25 protein-coding genes are annotated in these 25,738 nt (G+C 75.0%); 23 read left to right on the forward strand and 2 right to left on the reverse strand.

Translation table 11 applies throughout. The features are described 5' to 3' along the window. Nucleotides 1-21 precede the first annotated feature (21 nt). The gene (locus tag QI633_RS12575; protein ID WP_282429188.1) at nt 22-642 is read left to right on the forward strand and encodes a hypothetical protein; all 621 of its coding nucleotides are present in this window, start codon (nt 22-24) and stop codon (nt 640-642) included. Nucleotides 643-653: 11 nt separating this feature from the next. On the opposite strand, the gene QI633_RS12580 is transcribed toward QI633_RS12575, so the two are convergent. Beyond that, a complete protein-coding gene (locus QI633_RS12580; RefSeq protein ID WP_282429189.1) occupies nt 654-1,625 on the reverse strand; it encodes a glycosyltransferase in 972 nt (323 codons plus the stop codon). 162 nt (nt 1,626-1,787) lie between these two features. On the opposite strand from QI633_RS12580, the gene QI633_RS12585 reads away from it, so the two are divergent. From QI633_RS12585 to QI633_RS12685, 21 genes are all read left to right on the forward strand, one after another. Continuing rightward, nucleotides 1,788-2,474 (forward strand): sensor histidine kinase, encoded by a 687-nt coding sequence (locus QI633_RS12585; RefSeq protein WP_282429190.1) that lies wholly within the window; start codon nt 1,788-1,790, stop codon nt 2,472-2,474. Further along, nucleotides 2,471-3,151 carry a response regulator transcription factor gene (locus QI633_RS12590; protein ID WP_282429191.1) on the forward strand — a complete coding sequence of 227 codons (681 nt, stop codon included), beginning with the start codon at nt 2,471-2,473 and terminating at the stop codon, nt 3,149-3,151. Before QI633_RS12585 ends, QI633_RS12590 begins: the two co-directional genes overlap by 4 nt. A gap of 148 nt (nt 3,152-3,299) precedes the next feature. Beyond that, entirely contained in the window at nt 3,300-3,680 is a 381-nt protein-coding gene (locus QI633_RS12595) for a hypothetical protein (protein WP_141798889.1), read from the forward strand. Nucleotides 3,681-3,723: 43 nt separating this feature from the next. Next, nucleotides 3,724-4,674 carry a hypothetical protein gene (locus QI633_RS12600; protein ID WP_141798888.1) on the forward strand — a complete coding sequence of 317 codons (951 nt, stop codon included), beginning with the start codon at nt 3,724-3,726 and terminating at the stop codon, nt 4,672-4,674. Between the two features lie 58 nt (nt 4,675-4,732). After that, a complete protein-coding gene (locus QI633_RS12605; protein ID WP_141798887.1) occupies nt 4,733-6,073 on the forward strand; it encodes a polysaccharide biosynthesis tyrosine autokinase in 1,341 nt (446 codons plus the stop codon). A 36-nt stretch (nt 6,074-6,109) separates the two neighbouring features. Further along, on the forward strand, nt 6,110-6,445 hold the full coding sequence (locus tag QI633_RS12610; RefSeq protein ID WP_174245216.1) for a hypothetical protein: 336 nt from the start codon (nt 6,110-6,112) through the stop codon (nt 6,443-6,445). Next, a complete protein-coding gene (locus tag QI633_RS12615) occupies nt 6,442-7,134 on the forward strand; it encodes a sugar transferase (protein ID WP_174245215.1) in 693 nt (230 codons plus the stop codon). Before QI633_RS12610 ends, QI633_RS12615 begins: the two co-directional genes overlap by 4 nt. 1 nt (nt 7,135) lies before the next feature. Further along, complete coding sequence (locus QI633_RS12620; protein WP_282429192.1) at nt 7,136-8,242, forward strand: glycosyltransferase; 1,107 nt, start codon at nt 7,136-7,138, stop codon at nt 8,240-8,242. A gap of 47 nt (nt 8,243-8,289) precedes the next feature. Continuing rightward, complete coding sequence (locus QI633_RS12625) at nt 8,290-10,428, forward strand: glycosyltransferase (protein ID WP_282429193.1); 2,139 nt, start codon at nt 8,290-8,292, stop codon at nt 10,426-10,428. Then, a complete protein-coding gene (locus tag QI633_RS12630; protein WP_282429194.1) occupies nt 10,425-11,714 on the forward strand; it encodes an O-antigen ligase family protein in 1,290 nt (429 codons plus the stop codon). Before QI633_RS12625 ends, QI633_RS12630 begins: the two co-directional genes overlap by 4 nt. Continuing rightward, the gene (locus tag QI633_RS12635) at nt 11,711-12,286 is read left to right on the forward strand and encodes a hypothetical protein (RefSeq protein ID WP_282429195.1); all 576 of its coding nucleotides are present in this window, start codon (nt 11,711-11,713) and stop codon (nt 12,284-12,286) included. The genes QI633_RS12630 and QI633_RS12635 overlap by 4 nt, the downstream gene beginning before the upstream one ends. Beyond that, nucleotides 12,283-13,095, forward strand: coding sequence for a polysaccharide deacetylase family protein (locus QI633_RS12640; protein WP_282429196.1), 813 nt, complete (start codon nt 12,283-12,285; stop codon nt 13,093-13,095). The genes QI633_RS12635 and QI633_RS12640 overlap by 4 nt, the downstream gene beginning before the upstream one ends. Beyond that, a complete protein-coding gene (locus tag QI633_RS12645; protein ID WP_282429197.1) occupies nt 13,092-14,237 on the forward strand; it encodes a cellulase family glycosylhydrolase in 1,146 nt (381 codons plus the stop codon). Before QI633_RS12640 ends, QI633_RS12645 begins: the two co-directional genes overlap by 4 nt. 113 nt (nt 14,238-14,350) lie before the next feature. Then, nucleotides 14,351-17,140 (forward strand): oligosaccharide flippase family protein, encoded by a 2,790-nt coding sequence (locus tag QI633_RS12650; protein ID WP_282429198.1) that lies wholly within the window; start codon nt 14,351-14,353, stop codon nt 17,138-17,140. 2 nt (nt 17,141-17,142) lie between these two features. Further along, nucleotides 17,143-18,258, forward strand: a complete 1,116-nt coding sequence (locus tag QI633_RS12655; RefSeq protein ID WP_282429199.1) for a glycosyltransferase family 4 protein — start codon at nt 17,143-17,145, stop codon at nt 18,256-18,258. Beyond that, a complete protein-coding gene (locus tag QI633_RS12660) occupies nt 18,255-19,355 on the forward strand; it encodes a glycosyltransferase family 4 protein (protein WP_282429200.1) in 1,101 nt (366 codons plus the stop codon). Before QI633_RS12655 ends, QI633_RS12660 begins: the two co-directional genes overlap by 4 nt. After that, nucleotides 19,352-20,152: a hypothetical protein gene (locus tag QI633_RS12665; protein WP_282429201.1), complete on the forward strand. Its 801-nt coding sequence runs from the start codon at nt 19,352-19,354 to the stop codon at nt 20,150-20,152. Before QI633_RS12660 ends, QI633_RS12665 begins: the two co-directional genes overlap by 4 nt. A gap of 4 nt (nt 20,153-20,156) precedes the next feature. Then, nucleotides 20,157-21,167, forward strand: a complete 1,011-nt coding sequence (gene galE, locus QI633_RS12670) for a UDP-glucose 4-epimerase GalE (RefSeq protein WP_282429202.1) — start codon at nt 20,157-20,159, stop codon at nt 21,165-21,167. Further along, the gene (locus QI633_RS12675; RefSeq protein ID WP_282429203.1) at nt 21,164-21,922 is read left to right on the forward strand and encodes an aminoglycoside phosphotransferase family protein; all 759 of its coding nucleotides are present in this window, start codon (nt 21,164-21,166) and stop codon (nt 21,920-21,922) included. Before galE ends, QI633_RS12675 begins: the two co-directional genes overlap by 4 nt. After that, nucleotides 21,904-23,007 (forward strand): GNAT family N-acetyltransferase, encoded by a 1,104-nt coding sequence (locus tag QI633_RS12680; protein ID WP_282429204.1) that lies wholly within the window; start codon nt 21,904-21,906, stop codon nt 23,005-23,007. The genes QI633_RS12675 and QI633_RS12680 overlap by 19 nt, the downstream gene beginning before the upstream one ends. Beyond that, nucleotides 23,004-24,464, forward strand: coding sequence for an oligosaccharide flippase family protein (locus QI633_RS12685; RefSeq protein ID WP_282429205.1), 1,461 nt, complete (start codon nt 23,004-23,006; stop codon nt 24,462-24,464). Before QI633_RS12680 ends, QI633_RS12685 begins: the two co-directional genes overlap by 4 nt. On the opposite strand, the gene QI633_RS12690 is transcribed toward QI633_RS12685, so the two are convergent. Then, nucleotides 24,443-24,649: a hypothetical protein gene (locus tag QI633_RS12690; RefSeq protein ID WP_141798872.1), complete on the reverse strand. Its 207-nt coding sequence runs from the start codon at nt 24,647-24,649 to the stop codon at nt 24,443-24,445. The genes QI633_RS12685 and QI633_RS12690 overlap by 22 nt on opposite strands. Nucleotides 24,650-24,833: 184 nt before the next feature. On the opposite strand from QI633_RS12690, the gene QI633_RS12695 reads away from it, so the two are divergent. Further along, a complete protein-coding gene (locus QI633_RS12695) occupies nt 24,834-25,676 on the forward strand; it encodes a helix-turn-helix transcriptional regulator (RefSeq protein WP_222117834.1) in 843 nt (280 codons plus the stop codon). Nucleotides 25,677-25,738: the final 62 nt, after the last annotated feature.

Raw genomic sequence — 25,738 nt, forward strand, 5'->3', positions numbered from 1 at the left:
TGAAGAAGGAGCGGTGCGAGGGTGAGGCAGGTCACGTCCTGGGTGGGATGGGTGCTGGCGACCGCGGTCGTCGCCGCGGGCTGCTCGGGCGGGGACGAGCCGGACCAGAAGGAGCCGGCGTCGGGTGGCGCGGACGCGACGGCCACCGCGAGTGCGGGTGTGACCGGCACCGCGACCGGCACCCCCAGCGGCACGACCGCCGCCACGCCCGGCGCGCCCCAGGTCCAGCGCAAGGGCGTCCCGGCGGCCAGGGCGTCGGCCGCCACCGACGCGGTCGGCAAGGCGCTCACCTCGCTGAACGACGCCCTGGCCACGCCGGCCGAGGCGCCTTCCATCCTCGACGACGCCGTGGTCGGCGCGGCCCGGGAGGCGCTGCTGGCGCAGGCAGCGGAGTACGAGGAGAATGGCTGGGCGGTGACCGGCGAACCCACGATCCTGCGCACCGTCGTGCGGGGGAAGGGCTCCCGGGTCCGGGTCCGGGCCTGTGTCGACCAGTCCGCGGTCGTGGTCACCGACAGTGCCGGCAACCGGCTGCCGACCGGCACCGGGGCGCCCCGGACCTGGCTGATCTTCACCCTCGAGCAGGCGCCCTCGGGCTGGCAGGTCGTCGAGCAGACCTTCCCGGCGGACCCTGACTGCTGATCGCGCGCCGGTCAGGCCACGTCCGGCATGGCCGGGCGCAGGCCCGGCCGCGCCTGCTGGCCGCGCCGGCTCACGGTCAGCGCGGCCGCCTCGAGCAGGTGCTCGAACGACAGGTCCTCCAGTTGGGGGACCGCGACGACCAGACCGCGCTCCGCAAGTCCCTGGACCATCCGGACCTGGTGGTCGTCGACGTGCTCACCGTGAGCGGCACGCCGCGGCAGCACCACGGGGACCTTGCCCGCGGTGAGTGCGGTGAGGATCGACCCCGCCCCGCCGTGGGTGATCACGACGTCCGCCGTGCTCATCGCGGAGGACATCTCCCTGCCCGTCAGCCAGCGGTTGCGGTCGGCGCCGTCGCTGCCGACGGTGTCGCCGACCTGCCAGGTGACGTCCACTCCCGCGGGGACCGTGCCGAGGACCGCGTCGACCGCCCGCGGGAACGGGAAGTGCTCACTGCCGAGGGCGACCATGACCCGGCGGACCTGGGCATCGTCCGGGTCGGAGACGACCTCGAAGGTGCTGAACGTGTCGAGGCCGTGCTCCCAGGGTTCGGGCCAGCCCGGCTGCGGGGCGAGCAGCCGGGTCCGCGGCAGCAGCGCGGCCAGCCGGCCGGTGACCGACGGGCTGTCCAGCCTGGCCACCGACTCGACGTACAGGATCGGGGTGCGCAGCAGCGCGGCCGCGACCAGGTGCGGCGTCGCCTGCGCCGCACCCGTCGACACGACGAGTCGCGGGCGCAGCCGCCGGTGCAGCCGTACGGCGAAGCGCAGGTTGCGCAGCGCCTTGCGGTACTCACCGGACTGCACCAGCGGTGACCAGGTCACGCTCTCGCGGGCCAGCCGGTCATCGGTCTGGATGTGTCGCGGCACCACCCAGTGCCGCTCGTGGCGCGGGATCTCGAGGGCCTCGACGACCAGCTCCAGCTCGTTGAAGTGACCGCCGACCGACGACGTCAGCAGGACGGGGTCGGGTGCGGTGGCCATGGGCCGACGCAACCTCAGCGCGTCGCCCGGGTGGTGGCCGATCGGAAAGCTTCAACAATCTTGGCCAAAGCGATGGATCACGCACGGCCCATTCCTGCACTGGAGAGGGGAGCACCGGGTCTCCGGAGCTCCGGTGAGACCGCTCGACAGTGAGGACGCCCGATGACGACACTCCAGGCCAGGCCGCGGCCGGCTCAGCACCCGAGGTCCGCCCGTCGTCCCGCCGACATCTCCGCCGAGGCGCAGGTACGCCGCTACCAGGCCCAGCTGCACGAGATCAACGCGACCGTCGCCGGCCTCGCCTCGGCCGCCGAGCTGCTGTCCGTGCTGCCCCCCGGCGAGCGTGGCCGCTTCGAGGCGATGATGCTCAGCGAGCTGCGCCGCCTCCAGCGGGTCGTCGTCGGCGCGCCCGAAACCACCTGGGGCGTCGTCACCGTCGACGACGTCGTGGCGCCTCTCGTCGCCGCCCACATCGCACGCGGGAGCCGGGTCGGCTGGCAGGGTTCGGGCCTGCACGCGCTCGGCTGCGCCGACGTGGTGAGCGAGGCGGTCAACGTGCTCCTCGACAACGCCGCCCGGCACGGCGCGGGCGACGACATCCGGGTCGAGGCCCATCGGTACGCCGCCCGGGTCGAGGTCCGCGTCACCGACGGCGGCGCCGGGATCCCCGCCGACCTGCGGCCCGAGGTCTTCGGCTGGGGACGCCAGCGGACCGGCTCGGCCGGGCAGGGCATCGGCCTGGCCGTGGCGCGCGGCCGGCTGCGCGAGTGGAACGCCGACCTCCGGCTCGAGGACGCCGTCCGCACCACGTTCGTCATCGACCTGCCGGCGCCGGGGGACGCCCGGTGAGCACGGTCGAGCGCCGGGTCGCGATCCTCGACGACCACGAGCTGCTGGCCGAGTCCCTGGAGATCGCCCTGTCCGTGCACGGCTACGACGTACGGCGGGTTCCGGTACCCGTCGACGGCGGCGCACCTCGCAGCCTCGTCGACGCCCTGGTGCGGCTGCGCCCACGGGTCCTGCTCCTCGACCTCGACCTCGGCGCCTTCGGTGACGGGACCACGCTGATCGCGCCGCTGCAGCGCGCGGGAGTGCGGGTCGTCGTCCTCACCGGCGCGACCGACAGAGCGCGTTGGGGGCGCGCGCTCTCCGAGGGCGCGCACACCGTGCTGTCCAAGGCGAGCGCGCTGATCGAGGTCATCTCGACCGTGCGGCGCGTCGACGACGGCCACGCCGTCCTCGGCCCGGAGGAGCGCGCCGAGCTCGTCGCGGCGTGGCGCGGCCGGGTGGCGGAGCGCGGCGCCGACGACCTCCGGCTCGCCCGGCTCAGCCCCCGGGAGGCCCGGGTCCTGGGCCTGCTGATGACGGGCATGCACGTGCGCGACATCGCGGTCGACCGGGTGGTCTCCGAGGCCACCATCCGCTCCCAGGTGCACGCGATCCTCACCAAGCTCGACGTGTCCTCGCAGCTGGCCGCCGTCTCCCTCGCCCACCGCAGCAACTGGCAGCCACCGGCGTACGCCTAGGCGGCAGGACCAGAGCCCGTCCGAGATTTCTGCGCAGCCCGTGGATCAACCCGCACCACCGCCCGCACTGGAGAGGAGTCAGGTCGTCCGGCCCCACATCCCGTCCGACCTGACACCCCGATCCCTGACCGACACAGGAGCAACTCCGTTGGCCGACCCGACCGATGACGCCGCCGCCGAGCCGAGCTGGCCGTCGTTCATCCCGCACCGCGAGATCGACGGGCTGCTCGAGCGCGTCGAGAACGCCGCCAGCCTGGAGCCCGCCGAGGCCGCACGCCTGCTGCGCATGATCTCCAAGGAGGCGCAACGGCTGCGGGCGATGGCGCTGCGGATGACGACGGAGAAGCTCGCGGAGGCCGACCGGGAGGCCAGCGGGATCCTCAGCGAGGCGCTGACCCACGCGGACTCCATGCGCAGCATCGGCCTCGCGACGCTCAACTCCCGGCTCGACGAGGCGGACCGGCTGATGGCCACGGTCCGCGAGGCCTTCCGCCTGGAGCTGCGGGCCGCCGACCTTCGCGACGCCTGACCCCGACGACACCCACGACGACCCCGTTCCCTGGAGGAATCCGATGTTCAACCGCCAGCGCAACCAGAGCGGACAGCAGTCCGCGATCGCCTCGGCCTTCGACGACGTCCTCGCCGAGCTCGGCTCCAAGGCCGCCGACGCGCCCGCCGGGACCGAGGAGGGCGAGGCGCCCGAGGCAGCCACCGGTGCCGCCGCGGCCGAGCCGGGCGAGCCGGCCGAGCCGGCCGTACCGAACGGAGCAGCCCCCGCACCGTCGGTGACCGACCGGATCACCGAGCACGCCGAGACCCTGCGTGCCACCCGCGACGCACAGCACAAGGCCGAGGAGATGCTCGCCTTGGCCGCCACCGCCCGCAGCGAGGCCACCGACCAGGCCGAGCAGATCGTGCTCGAGGCCAAGTCGGCCGCCGAGCAGGTCCGCGCGGACGCCGACGAGGAGGCCGAGCGCACCCGTCGCGAGGCGGTCGAGTGGGTCAAGGAGCAGCGGGACCGGGTCGAGAGCGCCACCGCGCTGCTCACCCGCAACGCCGAGCGCGACGCCGAGAACATCCGGACCGAGGCGATGCGCTCGGCCATGATCGAGGCCGAGCAGACCGCACGCCTCTACGTCGGCGAGGCCGCCGCCCGCGGGGCCCGCGACGCGGAGGAGATCCGCGGGACCGCGCGCGAGGTGCTGCACCGCGCCGCCGAGCTCGGGGCCGACCTGCAGACCTCGCTCGGCGAGCTGGTGCAGGTGCTCCAGCTGGCCACGGGCGCCGTCAGCGACCAGCTCAGCGCGATCGACCAGCTCCTCGACGAGGTGCGCCGCGACTCCGCGGCCGCCCCGGCGCCGGAGCCCCAGGACGCACCGAGCGACGAGTCGGGCGAGAGCACCGACACCGACGAGACGCCGGAGGACGCCGGGACGCCGGAGAAGGACGAGAAGGACGACCGGTCCGACGCCGGCGACGGCTCCCGCAAGCTCGGCGCGCTGTTCCGCGACCAGGCGAACTGACTCCTCGCCGCGCGCCTCCCCACCCCGCACGACCCGTACATCCAGTGAGGACCAGCAGATGACCACCACACACCTTGACCCCACCGACCAGCCGTCGGTGTCGTCGGTGGCCCGAGGGGGCTTCCGGGCACTCGGCGCCCTGATCTGGCGCCGGCGCTGGGTCGTCCTGCTGGTGTTCGCGCTCGTGGTCAACGCGGTGGCGGCCGGTCTGGTGATCGCCCCGCGGGAGTACACCGCCTCGGCCCGGGTCGCCGCGACCCCGCCGGCGGGCGTGACCACCACCTCGCCGGCCAGCTACACCGACCTGCTGGGGACGGTGGCCGACGTCGCCCGGTCCCGCCCGCTCCTCGAGGACGTCGCGGCCAAGGTGCCGCACCGCTCGGTCGCACAGCTGCGTGACGAGGTCGAGGGCAAGGTCATCCCGGGCACCGTCATCATCCAGGTCTCGGTGCACGACACCGACCCCGACCGGGCCGCCGAGATCGCCAACCTCGTGGTCGCGGCCCTGCCGCTGCACGACCCCAGCAGCGGCTCCTTCGAGTTCAAGGTGACCGAGGACGCCGTCGCCCCGGACCGGTTCAGCTCGCCGAACGTCCCCGTGACCGCGCTCGCCGGCCTCCTGCTCTCGCTCCTGCTCGCCGTGCTCGCCGCCGCGGTCGTCGACCGACTGTTCCGCACGGTCGGCGACGCCGAGGAGATGGGGGAGATCACCCAGACCTCGGTGCTCGGCGTGATCCCGAAGCCCGACGACCTCGACAGCGTCCCGGCGATCGAGCCCCGCGCCGACGAGTTCCAGGCACTGCGCGCCCTGCGGATCGCCATCGAGTTCGCCAGCGTCGAGGACCCGAGCCGCCTGCTCGTCGTGTCGTCCGCCAGCACCTCCGAGCCGGCCGCCGGCTGGCTCGAGGTCAACGTGGCCGCGGCCCTCGCCGACGTCGGACACCGGGTCCTGGTGATCAACGCCGACCGAGACGCCAAGGTCCACCCGGCCCTCGAGAACCCCGGCGAGCCGGGCCTGTACGACGTGCTCGCCGGCTCCTGCGACCTGCGCGACGTCGTCGTCGCGGGTCCCGCCCCGCGCATCGACGTGCTGCCGCTCGGCCAGGCGCACCTGGCCGCCCCGAGCCTGCTCGAGATGCGCTTCCGCGGCCTGCTCGACGACACCGAGGGCCTCTACGACGTCGTCATCGTCCACGCCGCCTCGGTCGCCAGCTCCGAGGACGCCCGGATCATGGCGATCCACGGCGCCATGGTGCTCACCGTGCCGTCCGGCCGCGTGCACCCGCGCTCGGTCCAGCGCGCCGCCGAGCACCTGCGCACCATCCGCCTGCGCGTCCTCGGCACCGTCCTCGTCGGTGCCCGGCCGGGACGCCGCAAGCGGCTGCCCCGCTCGTCCTGACGTCACGGACCGACCCCACCACAAGGAGTGGCATCGATGATCAGCACTCACGCCGGGACGTTCGAGGACATCGACGGCTTCCTGGCCCACCTCGAGTACGCGGTCACCGTGGACCAGGCCGAGGCGCCACGCGTCCTGCGCTCGCTGGCCGACCACGCCCGCAGGGTGCGCGGCAGCACCTTCCGGCGTACGACCGAGATGCTCGACGAGGGCAGTCGCGAGGCGGACCGGATCGTGGCCCGGTCCACCGCCCAGGCCGAGCAGATCCTGCAAGCGGCCCTGGTCGCCCTCGACCGCCGCGTAGACGAGGCTGGTCAGCTCGGTGCGAGCACCCGCGCCGCGCTCGAGGTCGAGCTGCGGGGCCGGCCGTGAGCGCCCAGCAGGCGACGCCCGACGTGGTCGCGGTGGCCGCGACGGTCGACCCGGCGCCGGTGGTGGTGCCCTTCTTCGAGGTGCACGCCCACGGCCGGACCCGCGACCTGGGCGAGGCCGTGGTCGCGCTCGCGCTCCTCGTCGTGCTGCTCCCCGCGGTGATCCTGATCGCCCTCCTCGTCGTCGGCACCAGCCGGGGACCGGTGCTGTTCCGCCAGCAGCGGGTCGGGCACGGCGGCCGGCTGTTCGAGGTGCTGAAGTTCCGGACCATGTACGCCGACGCCGAGGCCCGCGCTGCCGAGGTCTTCGCCCGCGGCCACGACGGATCGGGTCCGCTCACCAAGCTCCACGTCGATCCCCGCGTGACGCCGGTCGGGCACTGGCTGCGCCGGCTCTCCCTCGACGAGCTGCCCCAGCTGTGGAACGTCGTCAACGGCACCATGTCGCTGGTCGGCCCTCGACCCAACACACCGACCGAGGTGGCGCGGTTCGCGCCCGCCGAGCACCGCCGGCACGCCGTCCGGCCCGGGATGACCGGCCTGGCCCAGATCAACGGCCGCAGCGACCTCGAGTGGGACCAGGCGATCAACCTCGACCTCGAGTACGTCGACCACCACTCACTCCGGATGGACCTGCGGATCCTGCTCCGGACGCTGCCGGCCGTCTTCGGCGGCCGGGGAGCGTACTGACATGCGGGTCCTGCACGTCGTCGAGTCGTTCGGCGGGGGAGTGCTGAGCGCGGTGCTCAGCATGGTCGACGCGACGCCAGACATCGAGCACCAACTCGCGATCTGGCACCGACGCGACCATGCCGACACCGGCGACGAGCGCGCGGCCTTCGCCGCGGTGCACGTCCTCCCGGGCCCGCCGCGCCGGGCGGCGCGGGGGCTGCGCAACCTGGTGCGTCGGGTCGGAGCAGACCTGGTCCACGCCCACTCGTCGTACGCCGGCGTGCTGGCGCGCTCCTGCGACCTCGGCGCCCCGGTGGCCTACAGCCCGCACTGCTTCGCGTTCGAGCGCACCGACCTCAGTGCGGTGAGCCGCACGGCGATCCGCGAGGTCGAGCGGTCGCTGGTCCGTCGTACCGACGTGCTCGTGGCCTGCTCCCCCCACGAGGGGAGCCTCGGGGCCGAGCTGGGCTTCCGCCGCGTCGTCACCGTGCCGAACCGGGCCCTGCACCCGCCGCAGGTCCGGGTCCGCCGCGGCGAGCCGTTCCGGGTGGTCACGGTGGGACGGGTCACCGAGCAGAAGGACTGGCGCCACCTGGTCGAGGTCAAGCGCGAGGCCGACCGCCAGGCTGCGGCCCGCGGCGCGGCCGGCCTGCACTGGGAGTGGCTCGGCAGCGGCGACACCGAGGGCGAGGACGCGCTGCGCACCGCGGGCGTCGAGGTCTCCGGCTGGCTGCCCCGAACCGAGGTCGTCGCCCGGCTCGGCGCCGCGCAGGCCTACGTGCACACGGCCGCGTGGGAGGGCGCCCCGGTGAGCATCCTCGAGGCGGCGGCCGTCGGACTGCCGATCGTGGCCCGGGCGATCCCGACGCTGGTCAGCGACGACGTCCCCGGGCTGGAGCCCACGGTGGAGGGCCAGGCGGAGCGGCTGCTGGACCTGCACGAGCCCCTCGCCTGGGCCCGCGCCCACCGCCGCTCGCTGGCGTTCTCGACCGACCACTCGGTCTCGCTCCAGCGCTACCGGCTCACCACGGCGTACCGCCACGTGCCGGCCTCCGTGAGGAACCCTCGCGAAATTCCCCGCGCCCGGATGGATCACAGCAGCTACTCCGACGCACTGGTGCGGTGAAGGGAGGCCCGCCCGGGCCACCGCACTGACCAGAGCGGAGTACGACGATGACGCAGGTTCTCGATCCCGCGGCCGTCTCCCGGACCGGCCAGCAGGACCGGCTGCGGATCACCGTGGTCCAGCAGGGCGGCGTCCTCGGCGGGGCCGAGCGCTGGCAGCTGCAGCTCGCCGAGGCCACCGACCGCGCCGACCTCGACGTCGTCGCCCTCGGCGGCGGACCCACCGCAGCGACCTGGAGCCGTCGCGGCGTCCCGGTCGCCACCGTCCGCTCGGAGCGGCGCGCCTCGCGGATCCCGCTCCTCGCGGCCCGGGTCGGCGCTGCGCTGCGCTCCTCGCGGCCCGACGTCGTCGTCGCCCACGGCGTCAAGGCGGCGCTCGCGGCAGCCCCGACCGCCCGCGCCCTCGGCATCCCCTTCGTGTGGGTGCGCCACGACGGCTCCTTCGAGGGCTGGCCCACGGCCCTCCTCGACCGGGTCAGCGACGGCCAGGTGGCCACCGGTGCGTGGCTCCTCGAGGGCCGCCGCCTGCGCAGCTCGCTGCTCCTGAACCCGCCCCGCACCACCGACCACCTCACCCGCGTGGAGGCGCGCGGCGCCCTCGGCCTGGAGGTCCCGAGCGGTCGACTGGTCGCCGGCATGGGCACCCGGATCGTCCACGGCAAGGGCATCGACGACGCCATCCGCGCGCTGGCCGATCCCGCCGCGGCCGCCTGGGACCTGGTCGTCGCCGGCATCCACGATCCCGACGACCCCGGCGAGCAGCTGCGCCTGGTCGCGCTCGCCACCGAGCTCGGGGTCGCGCACCGGGTCCGCTTCCTCGGCGAGGTGCCGGGCTTCGCCCGGCTGGCCGGCGCCTTCGACGCCGTCCTCGTGCTCACCAAGCCCACCGAGTCGATGCCCTGGCACCGCGAGGCCTTCGGCATGACGGCCTTCGAGGCCCTCACCGCCGGCGTACCCGTCGTCGTCACCCCACCGCTCGGCGCGATGGCCCGGGAGGGCGGCGTCGAGGTCCGAGCGGGAGCGCCGGGCGATGTCGCCGCGGCCCTGCTCGCGCTCGAGGACCCCGACACCCGCACCCGATGCGGTACGGCGGGCGCCCGGGTCGCGGCGTCGTACCCGGATGCCCGGGCCGCGGCGGACGTCCTCGTCGACTTCCTCGCCACCCTGGCCCATCGTCCCGGCGTCGGCCTGCCGCCCACCGGTCCCGCGATCAGCGTCGTGACCACCGTGCTGGACGACGAGGCTGCCGCCAAGGAGCTGCTGTCGGCGCTGGTGCCCCAGCTCGGCCCCCACGACGAGGTCGTCGTCGTCGACGGCGGGTCGAGCGACGACACCGCCGGCGTCGTGCGGGCCTTCGCGGCCTTCGACGAGCGGGTGCGCCTGCTGCTCGAGCCCGGCGCCGGGATCTCGCAGGGCCGCAACATCGGGATCCGGGCCGCCAGCCACGACCGGATCGCCTGCACCGACGCGGGCTGCGTCCCCTCGCCCGGTTGGCTGGCCGCGTTCCGGCGCGCCTTCGCCCGCCACCCCGAGGTCGACCTGTGGACCGGGACCTACCGGGTCGGGGCCGCCCAGCCCTGGGAGCACGCCCTGGCCGCGGTCGGGTACCCGAGCGTCGAGGAGCTGGCCCGCCCGACGCCACTGGCCCGCGCCTACGGCCGCCTCTTCGGGCGGGCGTTCGACGCCTCGATGCCGACCGGGCGCTCGGTCGCCTTCGCCCGGGTCGCCTGGGCGAGCGTCGGCGGCTTCCCCGAGAACCTCCAGACCGGCGAGGACGTCCTCTTCGGCCGCCGCATCGTCGCCGCCGGTGGCACCGCCCGGATGGTGCGCGACGCCGAGGTCAGCTGGGCCCAGCGCCCGACCTTCCGGGCCAACCTGACCATGTACCGCCGCTACGGCGAGGGCAGCGGCAACTCGCTCGACCGCCGCCTGCTGGGCCGTGACCTGGCCAGGGTCGCCGCCTACACCGCGGCGGCCGGCATCGCGCTGCGCGGTTCGACGGGTGCCCGGGCAGCCGCGAGCGCCGGCCTGGCGGCGTACCTCTCGCTCCCCGTCGGCCGGGCCCTGCAGGCACCGGATCCGCTGCGCACAGTGCCGCTCGTCGCGCCCGTCGCCGCCGCCCGCGACCTCGTCAAGGCGTACGGCGCGCTCTCCGCGGCCGTGCGCCGCCGGGGCCGTCCGCGATGACGGTTCCCGCCCGTCTGCCGGCGTCGGCCCTCGCGGTCGTCGTCGCCCTCGTGGTGCTCCCGTTCGGCGGTGCCTTCTCGATCGGGCTCAGCGTCGCGTTCGTGGCGATGAGCGTGCCCGCCGCGATCGCCGCCTGGCTGCTCGTCAAGGACGAGCGGCCGGTGCCGGCCTCCCTGCTGCTCCTCGGCCTGGCCCTCGGGATCGTCACGAGCGTGGTCTCGGCCGCCGGCGGGGTGAACCCCGGCGACGCCGTCACCCGCGTCCTCATCGCGTGCATCGCGCTCGGCTACGCCGTCGGGGTGGCCATGGCGCACCGGCCCGGCCACGAGCGCGGCGGGCCGGACCTGCTCGTCGTGGTCGGTGGCTGCATCGGCGCCTACGCGCTCTCCGGCGCGGGCGGTCTGCGGGCCGCGGCCGGTGGCTGGGTCGTCGACGGCCGGCTCACCGGTCCGTTCGCCCAGCCCAACGAGCTCGGCATCTTCTGCGCGGGGGTGCTCCCCGTCGCCGTCGCGTGCCTGGTCACGGCGCGCTCGCGGGCTCGCGCCGCGGTCCTCGCCGCCGCGACGCTGTGCATCGCGCTGGCCTGGACCCTGAGCATGTCGCGCGGGGCCTGGATCGGCGGCACCGTCGCGCTGGCCTGCCTGGCCGTCGGTGTCCCGCGGACCCGGCGGCTGCTGCGCCGCGCCGGCGCCGCGGTGCTCGCCACCTGCGTGCTCGCCCTGGTCCTGCCGGCCGACGTCCCGCTGCTCGGCATCCTCGGCACCCGGCTGCGCTCGCTGGGCGACACCGGTGCCAACGAGTACGACGCCCGCCCGCTGATCTGGGGCGAGGCCTGGCGCCAGATCTCGGACCGCCCGTGGTTCGGCGTCGGACCCGACGGCTACCGGGTGGCCGCCACCAGCTCGGTGAGCACCGTGTCGGCCTACGGCGCCGAGCACGCCCACGACCTCTACCTCACCGTGCTCGTCGAGCGCGGTGTCATCGGCCTGACCGCCGGCGTGATCGTGCTGGCCGGCTGTGTGCTGGCGGTCCGGAGGCAGCTGGCCGCGCAGGCCGTGGCGGCGCGGGTCGGCGACGAGGACGGCGCCGTGCTCTCGGTGCGTGCCCTGGCCGTGCTCGCCGGCCTGCTGGCCATCGCGATCCACGGCGTCTTCGACATGCCCCTGTGGAACCCCATCGTCTACGGCTTCACCTGGACCCTCCTCGGCATGGCCATCGTCGCCGAGACCGTCCATGTCCCGACCCCCCGGCCCACTCCCCAGCCAGAAGCGAGGACCTCCCCATGACCACCGCAGGACAGGCCCAACGACAGCGCGACCGGTGGCGGTACATCGGCATCCTGGTGGGTGGGCTGGCGCTGGCGGTCGCCTTCGGGATCCAGCTGATCCTGCTGATCCCCACCACCTACACCGCGACCAGCGCGGTCGCGCTGCGGCCGCTGTCGGCCGATGTGCCGGCCGACTCGGTCGAGATGCTCGCCCACGAGTACGGCGTCTCGCTCAGCTCCGCCGAGACGGCCGAGCTTGCCCGCGCCGATGGCTCCGGCGCGGGCTCCGGCGCGGCCGACAACGACGCCGACGTCTCGGTGAGCACCGTGCAGGACCCCGGCACCGCGACCCTGCGGATCGTGGTCGAGTCGACCAGCCGCACCGCGGCGATCGATGCGGCCAACCAGCTCGCGGCCTACGCCGTCGCCGAGGGCGAGGACGACACCACGACCCGGGTGGTGCCCGTGGTCGAGGCCGGGGCCGCCGGCGTGACCGCCGTACCCCCGCGCCAGCTCTACGTCGCGACGCTGCTCTGCCTCGCGGCGCTGGTGCTGGCCGGCGGCCTGTACCGGATCAGGGAGCGGACATGACCCCCCGCGTGCTGATGTACCACGGCGTCGACCACGTCGCGCGCGAGCGGGACCCGCACGGCATGTTCGTGACCCCCGCGAACTTCCGCGCCCAGATGGAGCACCTCGTCGCCGCCGGGTTCGTGCCCGTCACCGAGCAGGCCTACCTGGCCGCGCGCGACGGAGCCCGGCTGCCGCGCAAGGCGGTGCTGATCACCTTCGACGACGGCTACCAGGGCGTGGGGGAGCATGCCGCTCCGATCCTGGAGTCGCTGGGGATCCCGAGCGTGCTCTACGTCCCGGTCGACCTGCTGGGGGGCCGCGCCACCTGGCTGGGCGACCGCCTCCGCTATCCGCTCCTGTCCGCCGGGGAGGTGCAGGGGCTCCGTGCGCAGGGGATGGCGATCGGGGCCCACGGCTCCGACCACGCGGACCTGACCCGGGCCGGTGACACCGACCTGCGCCGCCAGACCGTCGAGGCCCGCGCCGCGCTCACCGAGCTGGTCGGCGAGGAGGTCGCCACCTTCGCGTTCCCCTACGGCCTCCACGACCGGCGGGTGCGGGCCGCGGTCGAGGCCGCGGGCTACCGGGCCGCGTTCTCCGTGCACGACCCCGCCGGCCGGTTCGGCATCCAGCGCGTGGACGTCAACGCCACCGACACGCTGCGCACGCTGCGGGTCAAGCTGCACGGCCTCTACCCGGCCGCTCGTCGTACCTCCCGCCACGTGCCTCGCACCCGGCGGCTGGTCCACGACCTGCTCGGCAGCGCGTACGACGGCCCGGGCGCCGTTGCCGGCCCCGCCGTGCCGGTGGAGGTGGTGAGGTCATGAGACGCCTGCTGCGCCGCGGCCTGGTCGCGCTGGCCGTCATCGTCCTGTGGGCCACCGGCACCCTGGTGATGCAGTGGACCACCGCACAGTCGGCCGACCGCACGCCGTCCGGACGGCCGGACCCGGTCGCGTCCGTGCCCGCTCCCGAGACACCGGCCCCCGCGACGCCCACCGGCCCGCCGGTCGCCGACCTGGACCTCGGGGTCCAGCTCTCCGCCCACCACCGCACCGGCCCGGGCTATGCCCGCAAGGTGCTCGCCCGCCTGCAGCGGGCCGGCGCCGGTTGGGTGCGGGTCGACGTCGGCTGGGCCACCCTCCAGCCGACCCGGCGCGGCCCGTTCGAGCGGTGGTACGCCGAGCTGATCGACGACGTGCTCGACGCCGCGCAGGACCACGGCCTCAAGGTGATCCTCGAGTTCTGGCTGACCCCGAGCTGGGCCGGCGCCAACGGCAGCCTCTACGCGCCGCCGACCGACCCGGCCGACTACGCCCGCGCCATCGGCCGCGCCGCCCAGCGCTGGAGCGACCGGGTGGACGCCTGGGAGATCTGGAACGAGCCGAACTTCGAGGGCTTCTTCGAGGGCGCCGACCCGCAGACCTATGTCGACCTGCTCTGCGCCGCCTACCCGGCGGTCAAGGAGCAGGACGACGCGCCGGTGCTGTTCGGCGGCATCATGTACAACGACGCGCCCTGGCTCACCCGGGCCTACGAGGCCGGTGCCGCCGGCTGCTTCGACGCGCTGGCGGTGCACCCCTACATCGGGCCGAGCGACGCGGAGCCCGAGACCGCGTCGGTCGGCGCGGTGTGGCGGCTGACCAGCACCCCGATGGTGCACGACGTGATGCAGCAGTGGGGCGACGGCGGCAAGCAGATCTGGATCACGGAGCTCGGCTGGTCCACCGGCACCGAGAACGACGGGAACGCCTGGGACCGGCCGGTCACCGTGCCACAGCAGGCCGACTACCTGCGCCGGGCGGTGCGGCTGATCCGGGCCGAGTACCCCTACGTCGGCCCGATCATCTGGTACCGCGACGTCGACGGACCCAGCAGGCGCTACCAGGACGGCTTCGGCCTGATGCGCGGCGACCTGCGGGCCAAGCCCGCTCTCGAGGCCTTCGAGGCCGCCGTGCGCGGCGAGTGAGCGCCGGGCGCACCCGATCGTTCTGGCCCTGCTGACGCCCCATCGTCGGCAGGGCCAGAACTTTTCCAGGTCGATGGATCACCAGCAGGCGTGGCGTGCACTGGTGAGGTGCCATGCTCGAGTCCAGTCGCCAGCGCGCACCCTCCCCGGGGGAGGGTGCGGCCGGCGTGCCCACCCGGCCCCGGGCCGTGCCGTACGTGGCCGGCTCGGGCTGGCTCGGCCTCGGGGCCGTGGCCGCCAAGACCTGCCAGACCGCCGTCCTGCTGGTCTTCGCCGCGGTCCTCGCGCCCGACGAGTTCGGCATCATCTCGCTCGCGGCCGTGCTGCTCAACGTGTGCGTCGTGGTCGCCGACCTCGGCACCAGCACGGCGCTGGTCCCGTTCCGCGGCGACGCCGAGCGCGCCGCCCGCAGTGCCCTCACCCTCGCCCTGGGCCTGTCCCTCGCCCTGGTCGCGGTGGTGTGGACGACGGCGCCCCGGCTCGCCACCACCCTGCAGATCGGCCCCGAGGGCGCGGCGGTGCTGCGCGGGGTCGTGCTCTGCGTGCCGTTCGCCGCCGCGTCGGGCGTCAGCGGCGAGCTGCTGCGCCGGTCCCTCGACTTCCGGCGCCGGGTGCTGCCCGACCTCGGCGGCAACCTCGTCGGCGCCGCCGTCACCGTGACCGCCCTCGCGGCAGGCCGCGGCGTGTCCGCGCTCGTCATCGGCCAGCTCGCCCAGGCGGTGCTGGTCCTGGTCCTGTTCTGGGTGTTGCGCCGTCCCGTGCTGCCCGGCTGGTCGCGCGCCGACGTGCGCTCGCTACTCGCGTTCGGCGGCGGCTGGGCCGGCAGCGGCCTGCTGACGCTGCTCATCCTCAACCTGGACTTCGTCCTCGTCGCCAACCGGCTGGGCGCCCACGACGTCGGCACCTATTCGATGGCCTTCCGCCTGGCCTACATGCCCTACCTGCTGATCGCGATGGTGATCGGCGGCAGCCTGTTCGCCCACCTCGCCCGGTTGCGCGGAGCCGCCGTCGGCCGGGCCGCCGTCGACGCCGCCGTCCTGGTCCACGTCCTCGTGGTGCCGCTGTACGCCGGCCTGCTGGTCCTCGCTCCCGCGCTGACCCTGCTCGGCGACGCGTGGGCGCCCGCCGTGCCCGCGCTGCGCTGGCTGGCGGTCTACGGACTCGCGCTGAGTGCGCTCGAGGTGCTGGTCGTGGTGCTCAAGGCCGCCGGCCGCACCACCGACGTGCTCGTGCTGACCGGTCTCCACTTCGTGCTGCTGCTCGTCCTGCTCCTGCTCGTCGTGGACCGTGGCATCACCGCCGTCGCCGCCGCCCAGGTCGCCGCCGGCGGCCTCACCGTCCTCGCCGCCGGCGTCCTCGTCGCCCACCGGGTCCCCGGGATCCCGTGGCACGGCCTGCGCCGCGGCCTGCTCCCCGTGGCCGCCGCCGGGCTGGTCCTCGGGCTGACCGCCCTCGGTGTCGGCGCGCTGCTGCCCGTCGACCGGGGGTCGCTGTCCGGGTTGCTCGGCGCCGGCTCGGCCTCCCTGGCCGCCTACCTGGTCACCCTTGCAGTCCTCGGGCGGCTGCCACGCCCCGGTCGCCGCGCCGGCACCGTCGCGCTCCTCGTCGTGGCCGTCGCGCTCTGCCTGGGCACCGCCGTCCTGGCCGTGCTGGCCCCCCTCCCCGTGCTCGCGGCGCTCGGCGGGGGAGCGGTCGTGGCCGCCGCGGCGTACCGCCTCGAGTGGGCCGCGGTCCTCCTCGTCGTGGTCGAGCCCTTCGGCGACCTGCTGCGCGAGGTCCACCCGGCTGCCGTCAAGGTCGCGGGGCTGCTGCTGTTCGTGTCCTGGCTGCTGCGCCTGGTCTCCGGTGCCCGGCCGTCCCTGCCCCGGCACCCGGCCGGGGGCGCGCTGGGCGTCGTGGTGCTCGTGCTGCTCGCCTCGTTCGTGGTCCGCGGGATGGACCTCGCGGTCGGACTGGACCACGCGGTCAGCTACGCGTCGTACGCGCTGGTGGTGGTCGCTCTCGTCGATGCCGTACGCCGCGGCCGCCCCGGCGCCGAGGCCGTGGCCGCCCGGATCGCCACCGCCTTCCTCCTCTCCTGCACCGCCGCCGGCGTGGTCGCCACCGTCCGCTTCCTCACCACGGGCGGCCGCGCGGCCGGCCCGCTGGAGGACCCCAACGACCTGGCCTTCTTCCTGGTGGCTGCGCTGCCGTTCGCGCTCGTCGCCGCCCACCGGCGCTCGCCCCTCGGCGTCGCCGCGGTCGCCGGCTGTGCCGCGGTCCTGGTCGTCGCGACCTGCGCGACCTTCTCCCGCGGCGCACTGCTCGCGATGGGGGTCATGCTGCTCACCGCGCTCCTGCTCCGCACGCTGCGCCCGGCCACCGTCGTCACCGTCGCGCTCGCCGCCCTGGCCGCTCTCGGCCTGCTGTGGGCGACCCATGCCGAGGTCGTCGAGCGCAGCCTGCTCGAGAAGGAGCACATCGCCGCCGCCAACGTCGAGTCCCGCTACACCACCTGGACCATGGCCGCCGAGATGACGGCCGACAGCCCATTCCTCGGCCAGGGGCCGGGCGGGTTCGCCGCCGCCACACAGGCGTACCTGCCCGGTGACGTCGGCGCGGTCCCGCAGACGGTCGTGCACAACATGTACCTCGACGTCGCCTCCGAGGTCGGCCTGCTCGGCCTGGCCGGCTTCCTCGCGCTGATCGGGTACGCCGTGCGCGGCGCCCTGCGCGCCCGGCGCCGCACCGTCCCGGGGTCCGCCGAGCAGCGGCCGCTGGCCGACGCCGTCCTCGTGGCCTTCGCCGGCACCCTCACCGCGGCCGCCTTCCTGAGCGAGCAGTTCTACCTCCCGATCTGGCTGCTCGTCGCCCTCGGCGTCGCCCTCGACCCGGGACCGCCCGTCCGCGAGAGGCAGACCTGACGATGCGTGTCCTCCAGCTGATCACCCAGGACCGCGGCGGCCCGGTCGACCACGCCGTCGAGGTGGCGGTCGAGCTCGCCCGCCAGGGCCACCACAGCCACCTGGCCGGACCACCGGGCCCGCACCTGGCCGCGGCCGCGGAGCAGGGCGTGAGCGTGCACGTCGCCGGCATCGACCGGGTCCGCGACCTGCGCGGTGCGCGCGCGGTGGCACGGGTGCTCGCCGAGGTGCGCCCGGACGTGCTGCACCTCCAGGACCGGCGCGCCGGCCTGGTGGGCCGCGCCCTCGCCCGGTCCCGCTCGCTGCCGTCGGTCTACACGCTGCACGGCGTGCCCGACCAGCTCGCCGGCCTGGTGCCCGGCAACCTGCCGGTCGCGCCGGCCCACCGGCGCGACCGGCTGCGCTACCTCCGGCTCGAGGCCCTGCTGGCCCGCACCCCCCGCTCCGCGGTCGTCACGCCGTGCCGGGCGCTCGCGGACTACGCCCATCAGCACGTCGGCATCCCCGCGGACCTGGTGCACGCCGTACCCAACGGGGTCGGGCGGTCCTGGCTCGCGCACGACCCGGCCGGTGCGGATCCGGACCGGCCGGGTCCGGTCCGGGTCACCTGGCTCGGCCTGATGCAGCCCGTCAAGCGGGTCCCCGACCTGGTCGCCGCCGTCGACCGCGTGCCCGGAGTCCACCTGAGGCTCGTCGGCGACGGCCCCGAGCGGCCCCGGATCGAGGCGGCCGTCGCGGCGTCCGCCGAGCCAGGCCGGGTCTCGTTCGCCGGCTTCCGGGCCGACCCCGCCGGCATCCTGCGCGACGCCGACGTCGTGGCCCTCACCTCCGCGGCGGAGGCCTGCCCGATGGCGCTGCTGCAGGCGATGGCGCTGGGCGTCCCCGTCCTCGCCACCCGGGTCGGCGGCGTGCCCGAGCTGGTCCGCGACGGCATCGACGGGATCCTGGTCGACCCCGGCGACATCGACCAGCTCACCCGCGCCCTCGCCGACCTTGCGGCCGACGCGGGGCTGCGTCGACGGATGGGCGCGAGCGGGCGCCGGCGGGTCCAGGACCACTACCGCATCGACCGCACCACCCGGGCGCTGGTCGAAGTCTACGCGGCGGTGGCCGGATGAGGATCCTCACCGTCATCCCCGAGCTCGGGGCAGGCGGCGCCGAGGTCGTCGCGGTGACCCTCGCCCGGGCCGCCGCCGGCGACGGCCACGAGGCGCGGATCGCCAGCGCCCCCGGATTCAGGGTCGCCGAGATCCTGGCCGCGGGCATCGCCCACACCACCCTCCCGGCCGTGGGCCGACGCCCCCGCGACCTCGCCCGCTCGGTGGCGCGGCTGCGCCGCGTCCCGGCGCCGGACCTCGTCCACGCCCACAACCCCAAGGCCGCGCTGCTGTCCCGGCTCGCCTACGGGCACCGGGTCCCGCTCCTCGTCACCCTGCACGGCGTCGCCGGCCACGAGCTCGGCGCCGCCGTCCGGATCCTGCGGTGGGCCGCCGACCAGGTCGTGGTCGTCTCGCCACACCTGCGCGAGCAGCTCACCGGCCGTGGCTTCCCGGCCGACCGGGTCACGGTGATCCCCAACGGTGTGGCCCGGCTGCCGTCGTACCCACGCCGGCGGGCGCGCGCCGAGCTCGGCATCGCGCCCGGTGAGGTCGTCGCCCTGTGCCCGGCCCGGCTCGTCGACCAGAAGCGGCACGACCTGCTCGTCGAGGCCTGGGCGGCGTTGGCGACGCACGACCGGCCGCCCCTGCTGCTGCTCGCCGGCGACGGACCGAACCGGGCGCGCATCGCCGCCGCGGTCGCCCGGCACGACCTCGACGACCGGGTGCGGCTGCTGGGCGAGCGCGCCGACATGCCACGGCTCGTGGCGGCCAGCGACCTGCTGACCCTGGCCACCGACTGGGAGGGCCTGCCGATCGCCGTGCTCGAGGCCCTCGGCGCCGGGCTCCCGGTCGTGATCTCCGAGGTCCCCGGCATCGCGCACCAGTTCGGCGACGCGGTCCACGCCGTGCGCCCAGGGTCCGCCGCGGACCTCGCCACCGGGCTGCGGGCGGTGCTCGGCGACGCCGGGCGCCGCGACCGGCTCTCCGCGCGCGCCTCCGCGGCCTTCGACCAGCGCTTCGGCGCCGCTCCGATGATCGCGCGCTATCGCGCCCTCCACTCCGCCATGACCGGAAGCTCGGTCCGGATCCCCACTACGACGGGAGTTTCACCATGAGTGCCAACAAGTTGAGCCAGAGCCGCTGGCTGCTGTACGTCGGCGCCGGATGCATCGCGACCGGCCTCGTCGCCGGGCCGCTGCTCATGTCGGGCATGATCGGCGGCGACGACGGCTCCGACAGCGACGACCCGGTCCCGACCGCCGCGCCCGTCCCGGCGACACCGACCGACGGCGGCGCGACCGCGGGTACAGCGGGCGTCGGCCCCGAGGTCGTCTCCTGGGGCCAGAAGGGCCGTCAGCTGGCCGTGGTGCTGCGCAACGACTCCGACCAGGTCCTCGACGAGGCCCGGGTGCGGATCACCGGCCGCAACGCCGCCGGCCGGCCCGTCGTGTCGACCACCGGACCCGAGAACGACGTGTGCTGCACGGTCTTCGGCCTGCCGCCGGGCGAGGAGTTCGCCGTCTACGCACCCCTCGGCCCGGCCGCGGCCGAGGTCACCGACGTCGCCGTCGAGTACGTCTCGACGGACTTCCGGCCGGTGCGCGAGGAGGAGCCCCGGGTCGTGGCTCGCAAGGGCAAGCTGAAGCGGACCGCCGACAACGCCGTCGTGACCGCCACCCTGAGCGCGGCCGGCCCGGTCGGCGACTACGTCGCGGCCCAGGCGATCCTGGTCGACGCCGACGGTGACGTCGCCCAGGTCATCTCCGGGCGCTACTGGTGTTACGAGCCCGGCACCCGCCGCCGGATTCGCCTCGAGCTCTACCGCTCCGTGCCGGCCGACCTGCGGCTGGACCGGGTGATCGCCCATTCGATCCCCGACGGCGTGCCGGCCGGCCCGAAGGGCCGGTGCTGAGGCGATGAAGGTCCTCGTCACCGGCGGCGCCGGCTACATCGGGAGCACCGTCGTCTCCGCGCTCCTCGACGCCGGGCACGAGCCGATCATCCTCGACGACCTGTCGGCCGGACGGGTCGAGTTCGTCCGCGACCTGCCGTTCCACCGCGGTGACATCGCGGACCGCGCCCTGGTGCGCAGCATCCTGTCCGCCCACCCGGACCTGCGCTCCGCCGTGCACTGCGCGGCTCGCGTCGTCGTCCCCGAGTCCGTGAGCGACCCGGTGGGCTACTACCGCACCAACGTCTCCGGCACCCTCGAGCTGGTGGCCGCGCTCGCCGACGGGGGCGTCACCGACCTCGTCTTCAGCAGCTCGGCCGCGGTCTACGCCACAGGCGAGGACCCCGGCGTCGACGAGACCGCCCCGCTCGGCCCCAGCAGCCCCTACGCCCGCACCAAGGCGATGACGGAGGCGATCCTCGCCGACGTCAGCGCCGTCACCGGACTGCGCTCGCTCGCCCTGCGCTACTTCAACCCGATGGGTGCCGACCCCGCCCTGCGCACCGGCCCGCAACAGCCGGTGCCCCAGCACGTTCTCGGCCGCCTGGTCGAGGCCCGCCGGCGGGACGAGCCGTTCCTGATCACCGGCGTCGACTACCCGACGCCTGACGGCACCGGCATCCGCGACTACGTCCACGTGTGGGACCTCGCCCGCGCCCATGTCGCCGCCGTCGAGCAGTTCGACCGTGCGCTCGACGGGCGCCGGCACCGCGTGATCAACCTGGGCACCGGCCGCGGGACCAGCGTGCGCGAGCTCGTCGACGTGTTCACCGCGGTGTCCCGCCGCGCCGTCGAGGTCGTCGCGGCGCCCCGCCGCCCGGGTGACGCCGTCGGTGCCTTCGCCCGCTGCGAGCGGGCAGCCGAGCTTCTCGACTGGAAGGCCGAGCTCGACCTCGAGGCCGGCGTCCGCGACGCCCTGGCCTGGTCCGCTCGGCGCGGCGACGTCCTGCCCGACCTCGCCGAGGCGACCCCGTGAGAGCGCCGACGGTGCCGCAGGACTACCTGCTCGATCCGTCGTTCATCGTCTTCGCTGCGACCGAGCCCGGCGACGTCCGGCGGATCCGTCGCGAGGTCGAGGGGCGCACCTGGGCTGCCGCGCACGGGCTGCCGACGGCCCGGACGGTCGCCGTCGGGCCAGACGACCGCTGGATGGCGACCCGGCGGGTCCCCGACGAACCGGGGGAGTCGCAGGACTACCTGGAGGCCGCTCTCGACGTTGCCCGACGCATCGAGAGGATCCCCGCCCCGCGCTTCCGCACCGCCGGCGCCAGCTGGGCAGCGCCCCGGTCGGCGACGGTGGGCAACGCCCTCCGGCTGGCGGCCGCGGGCGTGAGCCCGTGGCTGTTCGCCTCGACCCGTACCGCCGCTGCCCGGGTTCCGTGCACTGTCACCGTCCACAACGACTTCCACCGCGCCAACGTGCTTCGCGCCGGGCCCGGCGAGGTCGTCGTGATCGACTGGGAGTACACCTCCACCGGGCCCCGGCACCACGACTTCCTGCGGCTGCTCGTCGACGTCGTGGACGCCGATCTCGCCCGCGGCGGCCTCGAGAGCGTGCTGCGGTCCACGACGCGTGCCGAGCACGCCGCGATCGCCCACCAGCTGCGGTGGCTGGCGCTGCGCACCTACGGCTCGGAGGTCTGCATCCCCGCGGCCGATCTCCGCCCCGACCTCGTCGAGCGTCGCCGGCGCCGTTGGCGGGAGGTGTTCGCGTGGACCGCGGGGCTGTGAGCGCGCCGCGGACGTGGTCGACCCGGGTCGCCACGGGCGGCCCGGCCCGGGAGCGGCTCCTCGAGCTGGCGGACTACGTCGACGCCCGCAGCACGGCGTACTGCACCCGCGCGGCCTGGCTCTGCGCGGCCGCCGCGCACCTGCCCGGCGAGGCCGTCGCCCTCACGATCGGCACGGCCGACCGCTCCGTCGCCGGGCTGGCCGCCCTCACCCGCTCGCGCCGGCGCGGCGTGTGGCACATCGAGCTGCTCGGCGGACCGTTCAACGACTACGGCCAGCTCCACCACGACGAGGACACCGGCGATGCCCTCGCCGCGGCACTCGTCGACTGGGTCGAGCGAGAGCACGCCGCCTGGTCCCTCGACCTCGCCCAGCTGCCGGGCGAGAGCCCCGTCGTCGCGGGCCTGCTGCGCAGGCTGGGCCGCGTGCGGCTCGAGCCCGGTGCGCCGATCCCGCAGATCCTCGGCATCGGCACCGACTACGTCGTCAGCCGCAACCGGCGACGCAAGGCCAACAACGCCCTCAACCGGATCGCCGCGGACGGTCGCCGCGCGGAGCAGCTCGCCGTCCGGGAGCCCGCCGAGGTGGCCCGCTGGCTGCCCCGCGTCGTCGACGTACGCCGCCGTCGGGACCACGCCTGCGGCCGCCGGAGCCACCTCGACGACCCCGCCGCGCGGGGCTTCTACGAGACCAATGTGTCCGACCTTGCCACCGCCGGAGCCCTCACCCTCGACCTGCTGCTCGTCGACGGCGAGATCGCGGGCTACGGCATGGTGGTGGAGGAGCCCGGCGTCCACCGGGTCTTCGACGGTCGTGTCGCCGACGGCCTCGAGCACTACCGGGGTGCGGTCGTGTGCGACCTCGCGGCCACGGCCCGCGCCTCCGCCGACCCCGGCGTGACCACCTTCGACTGGCTGCGAGGCCGCACCGACGGCAAGTTCGGCAATCACGAGGTGCACCGCGTCCACCTCCTCGCCTCCTCCGGTGCTGCCGTCGACCGGCTCGACCGGTGGGAGCGGTCGGCCCGGGACCGGCTCAAGGCTGCCCTGCCGGCCGGCGTGCTGCAGAGGATCGCAGAGCGGTGACGGCCACGACGGAGCCGACCACGGCGACCCCGCCACGCCCCGCGGACGGCACCCTGCGTCGTACCGGCTCGACGGTCGCCGCCCTGGCTGCCTCCGAGCTGCTCGGCAAGGTCGCCACGTTCGTCATGTTCCTGCTGCTGGCGCGCCTGCTCGGGCTGGCGGAGTTCGGCGTGCTGTCGCTCGGCTTCGGCCTGGGCCTGTTGCTCGCCGTGCTCTCGTCCTCGGGCCTCGACGCCCGGCTGATCCAGCTCGGCAGCGCGCAGCCGGACCTCCTCGACCGCTGCTACGGCGCACTGGTGGGCATCCGGGCGGTGCTGAGCGGGGCGATCTGTGCCGTCGCCGGTCCCGTCCTGCTGGCCACGATGTCGTCGGCCGACGCGGTGACCGTGTGGCTGGTGGTGCTCGCGTGCCTCGTCGACACCTTCTCCGACGCCTCTCGCGCCTGCTGCGGCGCCCGCCAGGAGCAGCACCGCTCGGCGTTGGTGCTCGTGATCCAGCGGTTCCTCACCCTCGCCCTGGTCGCCGGCTCCCTCGTCCTCGCCCCCCGGGCCGAGAGCGCGGCACTCGCCTACCTCGCCGGCACAGTCGGGGGAGTGCTCGCCATGCACCTCGCCGCGCGCCGCGCCGGGGTCCGGCTCCGGTTCCGGGGCAGCCGGCCGCAGGCGCGGCTGCTGCTCCAGGCGCTGCCCGTGCTCGGCCTCAACGCCTTCGCCTCCATGGGCCTGTTCCGCATCGACACCGCGCTGGTCGGGGTCATGCTCGGCACCACGGCGGTCGGCGTCTACGCCGCCAACTACCGGATCTTCGAGACCGTCACCTTCGTGACCTGGACGCTCACCCGCGGCATCGTGCCCGTGGTGGCCAGCCGGCCCGACGACCTCGAGCACGTACGCCGGTGGGCACAGATCTCGATGGCCGCCATGCTGGCGGCCTACCTGCCCTATGGCGTGCTCATGGCGCTGCGCGGGGACGACATCGTCACGGCCCTGCTCGGAGCCGAGTACGCCGATCCCGGCCTCCTCGTCGCCCTGGCGCTGGCCCCGGCACTGTTCGGGATCGGCCACCAGTGCGCCTCACTCCTGCTGGCGCTGCGCCCCGACCCGGTGGTCCTCGTCGCCAGCGTGCTGGCGCTCGTGGTCAACATCGGGCTCAACCTCGTGCTCATCCCGTGGTGCGGCCTGCTCGGGGCCGCCGTCGCCACGACCGTGTCCTTCGCGGCGCAGGCCGTCGTGCTGCTCGTCGTGGTGCACCGCCGGATCGGGCCGGTCGTCGCTCCCCGGCACCTGCTCGGCCTCGGCGCGGGCTGCGCTGCGGCCGCCGCATGGTGTGCGGCGCTCCCGCCGCTCCTGCCCGCGGTGCTGGCCGCGGGCGCGGCGTACGTCGTCGCGACGACCGTCGTGACCCTGGCCGCCGATCCGCGGCTGGTCGGGCAGGCTCAGAGGTTGCGCCGCCACTGACGCACGCACCACGCCATGCACAGTGCCCACGCGGCAACGACCAGCAGGTCGTCGAGGTGGACTCCGTGGGACGCGGTGAGGGTCACGATGATCGGGCCCGAGAGCCGCGAGCTGCCGGCCAGGGCCTGGACGCTGATCCCGCTGATCAGAAGGGCGAGGACGGCCAGCTGGATCCGGTGCGACATGGTCGGGACATCGTAGTTCGCGGCGCCTGCGCGACGGCGTGGGTCCCGGTGGCCGGCCGGATCTTGCGCAGGTGATGTCAGATCCGATATCGCGCCGCCCGAAATGCGAGGTTCGGGTTGGCGTGGCAGGGCAATGTTGTCCCGCACGGTTCGGTGACGGGGCCGGCTGGAGGGGGCGCACGGCATGTGGGGGATCGTCGCGTCGTTCGAGCAACGGGCGGACGGCGACGCGGAGCTGACCGCGACGTGGGAGCGCGCCGTCGACCGGTTGACCGTACGCCGAGGGGCACCGGCACCGCTGGTCCGGACCGTGCTCGCCAACGCCCTGTCGATCGTGAGCTTCGGCGAGGTCACCGACATCGAGTTCCTCGCCCAGCTGGTGGCCCAGCTCGGCGGCCGGCAGGTCGCCGAGTTCCAGGACCAGGCGCTGGTGAGCGTCGAAGGGGAGGACCGCGAGCTCACCACGGCCCTGGCCCGCGCCCTCGGCGAACGGGCCTGGGGACTCCAGGGCGGCGCCGCCGGGACGCTCGACCTCCGCGAGCGTCCCGACCTGGTCGCGGTCTGCGCGGAGGCGGTCACGTGGCTGATGACCGTGGGCGACGCCGCGGCGCAGGTGCCCGCGATCACCGACCTCGACGCGCTGCTCGCGGTCTTCCGCGACGGCGGTGTGCTCGAGTGGCGCGCACTCACCGGCGCGACGCGGGCCGAGCCGTGGTCGGGCATCATCGACAAGCACCTCGCGATGCTGGACCCTGAGGTCCACGTCGCGGAGGCCCGGAGCCTGCAGGCGGTCAGCGAGATGATCCGCCGCATCGTCGAGGACGACGAGCGCGCCGCGATCGCGGCCCACATCCGCAACGCCATCGCCGAGACCGGGCTCACCCAGCGGGAGTTCGCGGCCCTGGTCGGGACCTCGTCGTCGCGGCTGTCGACGTACGTCACCGGCTCGGTGACGCCCTCGGCAGCCATGCTGCTGCGCATCAACCGGGCCGCGCGCCGGGCCCGCCGCGGCGGAGCCGGCGACTAGCTGAGCAACCTTTTACTTTCGAGGTCCCGAAATCGCGTCATGAACCGAGGGCTCGCGCGTCC

Origin of the sequence: Nocardioides sp. QY071, from assembly GCF_029961765.1 — a bacterium.
In the GTDB taxonomy this organism is placed as follows: domain Bacteria; phylum Actinomycetota; class Actinomycetes; order Propionibacteriales; family Nocardioidaceae; genus Nocardioides.

Bases quoted from the DNA above. Each gene is read 5' to 3' on its own strand.
- QI633_RS12580 (WP_282429189.1), bottom strand. From the start codon at position 1,625: ATGGCCACCGCACCCGACCCCGTCCTGCTGACGTCGTCGGTCGGCGGT.
- QI633_RS12585 (WP_282429190.1), top strand. From the start codon at position 1,788: ATGACGACACTCCAGGCCAGGCCGCGGCCGGCTCAGCACCCGAGGTCC.
- QI633_RS12600 (WP_141798888.1), top strand. From the start codon at position 3,724: ATGTTCAACCGCCAGCGCAACCAGAGCGGACAGCAGTCCGCGATCGCC.
- QI633_RS12605 (WP_141798887.1), top strand. From the start codon at position 4,733: ATGACCACCACACACCTTGACCCCACCGACCAGCCGTCGGTGTCGTCG.
- QI633_RS12610 (WP_174245216.1), top strand. From the start codon at position 6,110: ATGATCAGCACTCACGCCGGGACGTTCGAGGACATCGACGGCTTCCTG.
- QI633_RS12620 (WP_282429192.1), top strand. From the start codon at position 7,136: ATGCGGGTCCTGCACGTCGTCGAGTCGTTCGGCGGGGGAGTGCTGAGC.
- QI633_RS12625 (WP_282429193.1), top strand. From the start codon at position 8,290: ATGACGCAGGTTCTCGATCCCGCGGCCGTCTCCCGGACCGGCCAGCAG.
- QI633_RS12630 (WP_282429194.1), top strand. From the start codon at position 10,425: ATGACGGTTCCCGCCCGTCTGCCGGCGTCGGCCCTCGCGGTCGTCGTC.
- QI633_RS12635 (WP_282429195.1), top strand. From the start codon at position 11,711: ATGACCACCGCAGGACAGGCCCAACGACAGCGCGACCGGTGGCGGTAC.
- QI633_RS12640 (WP_282429196.1), top strand. From the start codon at position 12,283: ATGACCCCCCGCGTGCTGATGTACCACGGCGTCGACCACGTCGCGCGC.
- QI633_RS12645 (WP_282429197.1), top strand. From the start codon at position 13,092: ATGAGACGCCTGCTGCGCCGCGGCCTGGTCGCGCTGGCCGTCATCGTC.
- QI633_RS12650 (WP_282429198.1), top strand. From the start codon at position 14,351: ATGCTCGAGTCCAGTCGCCAGCGCGCACCCTCCCCGGGGGAGGGTGCG.
- QI633_RS12655 (WP_282429199.1), top strand. From the start codon at position 17,143: ATGCGTGTCCTCCAGCTGATCACCCAGGACCGCGGCGGCCCGGTCGAC.
- QI633_RS12660 (WP_282429200.1), top strand. From the start codon at position 18,255: ATGAGGATCCTCACCGTCATCCCCGAGCTCGGGGCAGGCGGCGCCGAG.
- QI633_RS12665 (WP_282429201.1), top strand. From the start codon at position 19,352: ATGAGTGCCAACAAGTTGAGCCAGAGCCGCTGGCTGCTGTACGTCGGC.
- galE (WP_282429202.1), top strand. From the start codon at position 20,157: ATGAAGGTCCTCGTCACCGGCGGCGCCGGCTACATCGGGAGCACCGTC.
- QI633_RS12690 (WP_141798872.1), bottom strand. From the start codon at position 24,649: ATGTCGCACCGGATCCAGCTGGCCGTCCTCGCCCTTCTGATCAGCGGG.
- QI633_RS12695 (WP_222117834.1), top strand. From the start codon at position 24,834: ATGTGGGGGATCGTCGCGTCGTTCGAGCAACGGGCGGACGGCGACGCG.